Source organism: Rhodopirellula sp. JB055, from assembly GCF_043100905.1.
In the GTDB taxonomy this organism is placed as follows: Bacteria; Planctomycetota; Planctomycetia; order Pirellulales; family Pirellulaceae; genus Rhodopirellula.
This window is the reverse complement of the sequence record NZ_JBICHO010000288.1, coordinates 1-8,791: the sequence shown is the minus strand read 5'-3', so window position 1 is coordinate 8,791 and position 8,791 is coordinate 1. Positions and strand designations below refer to the sequence as shown.

General features: G+C 57.2%; 6 protein-coding genes. 2 read left to right on the top strand and 4 right to left on the bottom strand.

What is annotated here, in order from left to right:
• Nucleotides 1–6 precede the first annotated feature (6 nt).
• Both ACF8AM_RS11540 and ACF8AM_RS11535 read left to right on the top strand, forming a co-directional pair.
• A complete protein-coding gene (locus tag ACF8AM_RS11540; protein ID WP_392555777.1) occupies nucleotides 7–171 on the top strand; it encodes an RNA 2'-phosphotransferase in 165 nt (54 codons plus the stop codon).
• Between the two features lie 32 nt (nucleotides 172–203).
• A complete protein-coding gene (locus ACF8AM_RS11535; protein ID WP_392555776.1) occupies nucleotides 204–818 on the top strand; it encodes a hypothetical protein in 615 nt (204 codons plus the stop codon).
• A 681-nt stretch (nucleotides 819–1,499) separates the two neighbouring features.
• On the opposite strand, the gene ACF8AM_RS11530 is transcribed toward ACF8AM_RS11535, so the two are convergent.
• The 4 genes from ACF8AM_RS11530 to ACF8AM_RS11515 all read right to left on the bottom strand — a co-directional run.
• Nucleotides 1,500–3,107 carry a sulfite reductase subunit alpha gene (locus tag ACF8AM_RS11530; RefSeq protein WP_392555775.1) on the bottom strand — a complete coding sequence of 536 codons (1,608 nt, stop codon included), beginning with the start codon at nucleotides 3,105–3,107 and terminating at the stop codon, nucleotides 1,500–1,502.
• 89 nt (nucleotides 3,108–3,196) lie between these two features.
• Complete coding sequence (locus tag ACF8AM_RS11525; protein ID WP_392555774.1) at nucleotides 3,197–5,038, bottom strand: NirA family protein; 1,842 nt, start codon at nucleotides 5,036–5,038, stop codon at nucleotides 3,197–3,199.
• Nucleotides 5,031–7,292 (bottom strand): molybdopterin oxidoreductase family protein, encoded by a 2,262-nt coding sequence (locus ACF8AM_RS11520; protein WP_392555773.1) that lies wholly within the window; start codon nucleotides 7,290–7,292, stop codon nucleotides 5,031–5,033. The genes ACF8AM_RS11525 and ACF8AM_RS11520 overlap by 8 nt, the downstream gene beginning before the upstream one ends.
• Nucleotides 7,289–8,791 (bottom strand): DmsC/YnfH family molybdoenzyme membrane anchor subunit (locus ACF8AM_RS11515; RefSeq protein ID WP_392555772.1); only part of this gene is annotated, 1,503 nt, incomplete at its 5' end. The genes ACF8AM_RS11520 and ACF8AM_RS11515, both read right to left, overlap by 4 nt.

The following is an 8,791-nucleotide window of genomic DNA, read 5'->3' as shown; positions in this document are numbered from 1 at the left end:
ATCGGATTGAAATTGGATACCGACGGATTTGTCTCCGTCGAGGAACTGGTCGCCAATGCCAACGCGTCCGGAAAATCCATCACCGTGGAACAGGTTCACCAAGTCGTCGCGGGCCACGAAACCCCGCTGTTCGCATTGAGTGACGACGGGCAACGCATCCGAGTGCTTTGAACTTCACTGATGTCTGCAACAGGAGCGATGCGATGGCGTGGCAGCCCATTGAGATTCCCGATTCGATCAAGAAACTTCCATACCTCGATTCGGCGGAACATTTGATCGACACGGCCAACGACGCGATCGAAGCGTTCATGTTGGCGGATGAAACGGTGATCGAGAACTTCGTCACCTGCGATTTCCATTTGCTCGATCAAGCGATGACTTGGATTGAACAAAACCACTTGCTCGCAGGCAACCGTTTTTGCGAACTCGGTGCCGGTTTCGCAGTCGGTGCGATGTTGGCTTCGTTGCGAGGGATGGAAGCCGTTGGAATCGAGATCGAGCCCCGATTGGTTGCCGAGGCCCAGAAGGTTGCCGATGCGCTGGACAACGACGCGCAGATCCATTGCGGCAGCTTTGTGCCTCGCGGCGTCGAAGAATTGTCTGAGATCGCTCGAGAGGTTCGCAACGTCGACACCGAGGAAGGTGACATCTACGACGAAATCGGATTGGAGATCGAAGACTTCGACCTCTTTTTCGCATTCCCATGGCCCGGCGAAAACGAATTCTTCGAAACCGTCGTCGACGCTCGCGGTTCAGTCGGTGCGTTGCTGCTGACCTATCGAGGCCGCGAGGGAATGCACTTGCTCCGCAAGGTTTAGGTGATTGAGGCGGGGCGGTTAGGCTGCAAGAAATGCAGCGTTGACGCGATCGATGACCAGGCAACGATTCGCTTGTGTCCCCGCGATGCAATCAAACGCATGCGTCGAAAAGCATTCTGGCTCCAATTGCTTTGAAGGAGGTCGTGCAGTTTTGAAGTGCTGTATTCCAGGCGTTTATCATCACCCTCCCAAGGTGGAATCTAGGAAAGAAACTGGCATCCGCAATCAGGGCGCCAATGGTGACGGCTTGTCGACTCAGTCGTCAAAAACGTTTTAGTGCATGTAGAATGGGCACTCTTGCCCGTCAGAGTCGGCCAAGACCACCCATCATAACCCGACGCGTGAGCGAGGGACTCCCCCAACTCCCACGACGGCCCCATCTGGGGCGAGATCCAGATCCCAGCCAGCATCTGATTTTCGAATGTCCCAAGGGAGGGTGATATAAAACGGCACAACCTCGCAGCAGGGTGAGGGGAGTCAGGTTCGTGGAGGTTCTGCGGTGTGCATCCGCACGTCAAACTAGACGAGCCTTCCATCGCCACGCGACCGAAGTCGATTCTTCAGCTTAGAAGTTTACAATTTACAATTGTCAATTCAGCATTTTCAATGAGTCGTACCTGGATCACCAACGCAAGACTCGCAACGGATAACCGGTCCTAACGGCCGTCGGTTGCCCGACGATCAATACACATCGCGGACGTAACGTTTTTCGCTCGTCATGGTTTTCAAGTAGGCTTTGCCTTCGTCTTCTGACATGCCGCCTTCTTGGGTGATGATTTGCAGCAAGGCACGGTCGACGTCAGCGGCCATTCGGGTTGCGTCACCGCAGACGTAGAAGTGAGCACCGCGGTTCAACCAAGCCCAAAGCTCGGCGGCGTTCTCACGCATCTTGTCTTGGACGTAAACCTTGGTGTCTCCGTCGCGGCTGAATGCGGTGTCCAGTCGCGAAAGCACTCCGGTGTGCACATGCTGTTTCAGGTCGGATTCATACAAGAAATCAAACGCTTCGTGCTGGTCGCCGAAGAACAGCCAGTTGTCACCGGATGCCTTTCGAGCCGCCCGTTCTTGAATGAACGCGACGAAGGGAGCGATTCCGGTTCCGGGGCCGACCATGATCATGGGAGTGTCGTCGTTGTCGGGAACTGTGAACCCACCGTGGTTGGGTTGCACAAAGACTCGGATGCTTTCACCCGTGGCAACTCGGTCCGCCAACATGGTGCTGGCGACACCCTTTCGGACCCGTCCTTCTCTTTCAAAGACCACCTTGCCGACGGTCAAATGAACTTGGTCGCCGACCGCTTTCATGCTGCTAGCGATGGAATACAAACGTGGATTCAATGGATCGAGGCATTCCAGGAATTCGGTCGCAGTGATCGTTGAACCGGTGGCGACTTCCAGCACGTCGAGCACATCGAATCCTTCTGGAACCCCTTCGGCGAGCAAGTGATTGAGCGTTGCTTGGGCGTCTGGGCCGGGTGTGCGTCCGACCAGCAGTTCCAGCAGTTCATCCGTTGGATCTTTCAAACAACAATCTTCCAGCAGAGCTTCCAGAAGAGTTTTAGTGTTGCCTAGCGGAGTCGCCACTTTGACGTGCGAGTCTGTCGCCAAGCGATCGATGATTTGGGTGCACAGGTCACTGCAGTTGGTAGGGTAGACGCCCAGGGCATCGCCAACTTCGTACTTGATTCCGGAACCGACCAAGTCAATGGCAACGTGCCGCGTGTCTTTGGCCGATCCTTCTTGGTTGAGCGGGCGTGATTCGATCAAGTTCGCCGAATAGGGATTCTTCCGAGACCATGATGCGGCTCCGTTGGCGGCGCCGTTCATTGCAGTGCCGTTTGTTGCCGATCCGTTGCCGTTGCTGGATGGCTTGGGGGCGTCCCCTGCTTCTGCCATCAGCTTTTTGATCATCTGTTTCGTTTCTTTGCCGCCGGGACTGCAGAGCGAAACGTTGGATTCTTCGCCTGACGCAATGGCTTCGCTGTATGTTTGACAGATGTAGCCGCACGAACCGCAGTTCAACTGAGCCATCGCGGCCATCAGTTTTCGCTCGAGCGGTTTGCCTTCGGCGAGTGCCATTCGGTCCACGATCGGCAATGAATCGTCGTGCCAGGGGAAGTCCTCTTCCTCCTCCACTGCTGGTTCAGCAGAGGGCAGACCGGCGGCCATCGCGGTGGCGACATTGCCGCCTGGATTTTCCTGGATGCCGGTCAGGCCTGCGAAAAAGCCGTTCAGCCAAGCACGCTGTTGTTCATTGAAAGGGGCCGTTTCTGGGATGTAGCTGGACATCGGGATCAATCCTGGGAATGAATCGGATCGTGGTGGAAAGAGGAACGTTTTTTCGAGAAGCCGTTTTCGCGAAGTGCGAAGGCAGGGAACTAGCAAACAACGGACGGCGTGGCGACCAAGGCCTTCAGTTCGTCGTCAGTGAGTCGGCTAGCAAATTCGTTGAATGACTCGTTGGCATTGGTGCGGTTTTGTTGATAGCCCGCCAAGATGCCAGTCACCAAATCGGGAACTTCGGTAAACGGAATCGACTGGTAGATTTCGCGGGCGATGCCTTGGCGTGAACCCCATCCGCCACCCAGACAAACGTGATAGCCATCCACCATGTCGTCGCCGATTTCGACTTGGCAAGCGATCAGTCCGATGTCCCCGATGTAGTGCTGAGCACAACTGTGGTGGCAACCGGTCAAGTGAATGTTGATCGGTTGGTCGAGTGTCAAAACGCTTTCGACACGTTCGGCGATCTCGATGGCGTTGGCTTTGGTCGGTGCGCCGGCAAATTTGCAACCCGCACTGCCCGTGCAAGCGACCAAACCGGCACGGACCGAGTTGGCTTCGTAGTCGAGTCCACACTCGCGAATGCCTGCTTGGACAGCGGGCAGATCGTCGTCGGCGATGTTGGTCAGAATCAGGTTCTGCCAAACGGTCAAACGAATGTCACCGTTGGAATAGCGAAGCGAAAGATCGGCGAGCGCACGTGCTTGGTCGGTCGTCATCCGCCCAACAGGGAAGACGACTCCGAGGGAATTCAAACCGGGCTGTTTTTGAGGGAACACACCGACGTGAGCGGTGCGGTCCTCGATGTCTTGCACGGTCAACCGACTGACATCGACCTTGGTCAGCGTTCGATCCATTTGCGATTCGACTTCCGAGATGAATTTCTCGAATCCCATTTCGTCGAGAACGTATTTCAGGCGTGCTTTCTTGCGGTCGGTGCGGTCGCCTGTCCGGATGAAGACGCGAACAATCGCGGCGGCGACCTCCACACATTCCTGTTCGCGAAGCAGCACGCCGGTGTAGCGAGCGAAGTCTTTGTGGCCGGTGATGCCGCCCAAGCAAAGCTGGAAATAGACGCCTGCGGGCAAGTCGTCTGATGCGTTTTCGTCGAGCACGCGAACGGCTTTGAACCCGATGTCGTTGGTGTCTTCCAAGGACGCGATTCGTCCACCGCCTTCGAACGCAATGTTGAACTTTCGAGGCAACCCGTACATCTCGCGATGGTTGAGGATGTAGTGGTGCATTCGTTTGGCAAGCGGCAAGGTTTCGATCAACTCGTCGGCGTCCAAACCGGACAGAGCACTGCTGGTGCAATTGCGAATGTTGTCTCCGCCACTGCCCAGCGGCACGATGTTCAGCTCGCGGGTGCCGAACAAAATGTTCATGGCTTGATCCGCTGGGATCTCTCGCAACTGCACGTTGCCGCGAGTGGTCAAGTCCAGGTACGGACCAGCGGATTGATCGGCGAGATCGGCCAGGCCTCTCAATTGCCACGCTTGGATCTGACCACCGGGCAGACGCAATCGGCACATGTAGCTGTCTTGTGCCGGGGTGACGTAGAACAGCCCGTGGAACTTTTGCAGGAACACGTCGGTGCCCTTGGGGAATTCGCCCGCGTCGCTGCGAGCCTGCATTTCATCCCACATGTCCAGCGGGTTCTTGTCGCGTTTGGCTTGCTCTTCTTTCGAAAGCTTTTTGCCGGCCGCGAGGACGGCTGATTGGGCTTCGAAAGCGAAACGGTCGGGCCCGCTTGGCACTGATTCACCATCAACCTTGGTCGAACCACCACCGATCGCAAGCGTTGTGCCCTGACCACCCGAACCTGAAATGACGGGCAGGCCTTGAACGGCGCGAGCGACGTCGGCACCGAAGGTGAAGCCGGCGAGGTATTGCTGTTGTTCGTCCGAAAACGGTTGGGAATCCTGTTGGTCAGTCATGGTCGCTCGTCAAAACGGGGTCGATGCGGACCGCACAATCCTTGTAGCTGGGTTGGCCACTGTGTGGGTCGAAGTGAGAAAGGGTGAGCCGATTGGTGCATTCGTAGTGCATCGGCATGAAGGCGTGTCCGGGTTGGACGGAGTGGGTCAGGCAAGCCGTCGCGTCGGCCTGGCCGCGTCGGGACCGAACGCGAACAAGGTCTCCGTGCTCGATGCCCAGTTCGTCTGCGTCACGAGGATGCATCTCGACATAGGGTTGGTTTGGGTACAACGACCGAAGCAGCGGGCTTTGTCGTGTTCGCGTTTGGGTGTGCCATTGGCTGACGGTCTCCCGACCGGTCAGCAACACAGTCGGGTAGTCATCGTCTGCCGGTTCTGGCAGCGGGGAGACATCGTCGACAATCAAGCGAGCTCGTTTGTCGTCGTAAAAGAATTGGCCATCGGCGAACAATCGTCGCTGCTGTTCCGGTTCAAATCCACCGCTGGCTTGATCGGATGACCATGGCCACTGGATCCCTCCGCAACGATCAATTTGTTCGTAGCCTGCGATGCCCGTGATGTCGCTGGGTTGGTCGCGACTGGCTCGCTGCATGATTTGAAAAACGGCCTCGGGAGACGACCATTCGGCGAACAGGTCACCGAGTCCCCAGTGGTGCGCGATCCCGCGAAAAATTTGGAAGTCGGCGAGAGCTTGGCCTGGGGCGTGGCGGACTTTCTTCAGCAATCCATAGCGGCGTTCGCTGTTGATGAACGTGCCTTCTTTTTCACCCCAACCCGCCGACGGAAGAATCATGTCCGCGTGCGAGCAGGTTTCCGTCGTTTCGTACATGTCTTGGACGACCAAGAAATCCAGTTTGCCAAACAGTTCGCGAACGTCGTCTTGATCGATCCAACTGTGGGCGGGATTGGTCGCGACAACCCACAGGCCTTTGATCTCGCCGTTGCGGATGCCTTCGATGATTCGGTCGTACTTCCAACTGGTCGTCTTGGGAATCTTTTCGACGGGGATGTTGAGTGCTTCGGCGACCTTCTTCCGGTCGGCTTCGTTGTCAAACGAATGGTGTCCGAACAGGTTGGTCGTGTTGCTCCACAATCGCGAACCCATCGCGTTGCATTGACCCGTGATGCTGTTGGCTCCCGTTCCCGGCCGGCCGATGTTTCCGGTGATCAGAGCGATGTTGATGATCGCTTGCGCGGTGCGAGTTCCCTGGTAACTTTGATTGACGCCCATGGTCCACCAAAGTGAAACCGCTCGGCCACGACCGATGGATTCGACGGCATGGGACACGTCGTCGACGGCCAAGCCGGCTTGTTCGCAAACGGTTGCGAGGTCGTACTGAGCAACATGCTGTTGCAACGCCTCAAAACCCTGCGTGTGGTTTTGAACGAAATCATGGTCGACAAAGTCACGCGCAATCAACTCGTTCGTGATCGCATACAGCAACGCCAAGTCGTTCTTGGGACGCAACTGAAGGTGCTGGGTTGCAGCGGCGGCGGTTTCCGTCCGCCGTGGATCGATGACGATGATTTCAGGATTGTTGGGATTGCGAAGCACGCGTTCCCACATGATCGGATGCCCGATGCACGGGTTGGATCCAATGAAGACCAGGCAATCGCTTTGTTCGAAATCATCGTAGGTGTACGGCGGAGCATCGAAGCCAAAGGATTCTTTGTAGGCCGTGACCGCGGTCGCCATGCATTGACGCGTGTTGCCATCGCAATGCCGCATGCCCATTCCGAAGCGAGCCAACGCACCGAGAAACGCCATTTCCTCGCAAGCAATCTGGCCGGTCGACAAAAACGCGATCGACTCCGGTCCATGTTTGGCCTGAACTTTCTTCATCCCCTCGCAAAACGTCGTGAACGCATCGTCCCAGGTGATCGGCGAAAGTTTTCCCGACTCGTCGCGAAGCAGAGGCTGGGTGGCTCGTTCGGGCGAATCCAACACTCGCAGGGCTTCCCAACCTTTCGGGCACGCCATGCCCAAGTTGACTGGGTAGGTTGTTTCAGGCGTCAGCCCCACGGCTTCGCCTTCTTTCAAGTGCAACCGCAACCCGCACCCGGTCGCGCAGTAACCGCACGTCGCCGTGGTGGTGGTGTCCGCGGCCAGTGACCCGTGGGTCATCCCTAACCCGTGATCGCCGGGATGAAGGATCAACTCACGAGTCATCGGCCCCGTTCGTCGTTGCAGCAAAGTTGGCAACTGGAATCCTTTGGCGGCGCCGTTCCGAACTTCTTTCGTTGAGATACTCATCGGAGGGTTCCCGGCATGCGATCGTGGACAACACTGGAGAAATAGATCAATCGTTCGGTGGTCTCGCCGGCCACCAAAAGCAACGTGGCGGCCAAACAGCAAACCGTCACCAACATCATCATGCCGCTCATCGCCAAGGCCGTTGAAAGCACCAGCAAGGCCAAGCTGCCGCAACCCAATGCGATTCGCCCCTGACTCCATTTGGAAAGGTGATGACGGACCAGTCGTTGGCTGCGTCGATCCCACTGATCGTTGGCTGGCCCTGGTTCGCTGCGGAGCAGGATTTTGTGTTCCCAAACCAACTTCGCGATCAATGCGAATGTCGTCAGACCGAGCAAAATCACGACGGAGCTTCGTTGCTGCGTCGTCGCTGCGACGACCAACGCGGTGGTTGCCATGCCGCCGATCAACGCGGTTCCCATGAACCGAATCATCGTCCGGTCGAATCGCCACAGGATTCGTTTGGTGGCGATGTAGATCATGGCGCTGCTGAACAATCCCGCGATTCCGAAGGCGATGGCCCCGAGCAGCATCAATCCGGGAACCCAATCGGGAACCGAAACCCAACTGGGCAAGTATTCCGAAAACGCAGGCAGCCACATCGCGACGACGCCCAGCGTCAGGATGCCCACAAATTTGCCGAGCAGGACTGCTTCGCGACTGAGCCAAGAGGTTCGCAAACCCAAGAAGATTCGCCACGATCGCAGGGGTTGGCCAAGATGCAGTGGGGCGAGATTCATGCCGACCATGGAGATCACCAACGCAACCGTCGCGGTCCAGCGAGTCGTCTCGGTGGGCATCGGTGATCCAGCCAGCCAACCGATCCCGGCCAGCACTCGTTCGGTCAACAGCATTCCCACACCGACCTGAGTGGCGATCAGCAATCCGACGAGCGGCCAGTGGTCTTCGGCGGGTTCATCGATGCCGTTGTCTTGGGCGACGCCTTGGAATCGTTTGGTCGGGTCTTCGCTGCGGAAGACAGTGGTCGGGCGTGTGATTGATGAGAGCGGAGCCCCGGCAACCAAGCGTTCTTCCTCCGAAACGCTGGGTGTGTGTCGATCAACAACGCGAATCGCGATGGCTTCGTTGGGACAGGATTGAACACAGGCAGGTGCTTCGCCGACGGACAGTCGTTGGTGACACATGTCACACTTTCGAACGATGCCCAAACGTTTGCTGTACTTGGGCACTTCGTACGGACACATCATCGTGCAGTACTTGCAGCCGATGCACTGGTCGTCGAGGTGCCGGACAATTCCTGTTTCGGGATCTTTGTCGTACGCCTTGACCGGGCAACCGTTCAGGCAGCCTGGGTCTTCGCAGTGATGGCATGCCGTCGTGACGTGCTGCACGCCGATCGCGGCCGGAATCGTTGCGGTTTTTGGTTCGGTCGCGGGCTCCGTTTCTCCGATGACCAAGGTGCCAACACGCCGCCAGCTTTCGGTTTCGTCCAGCCCGTTCATCGTGTGACACGCCACCACGCAGGCTTTGCAACCACT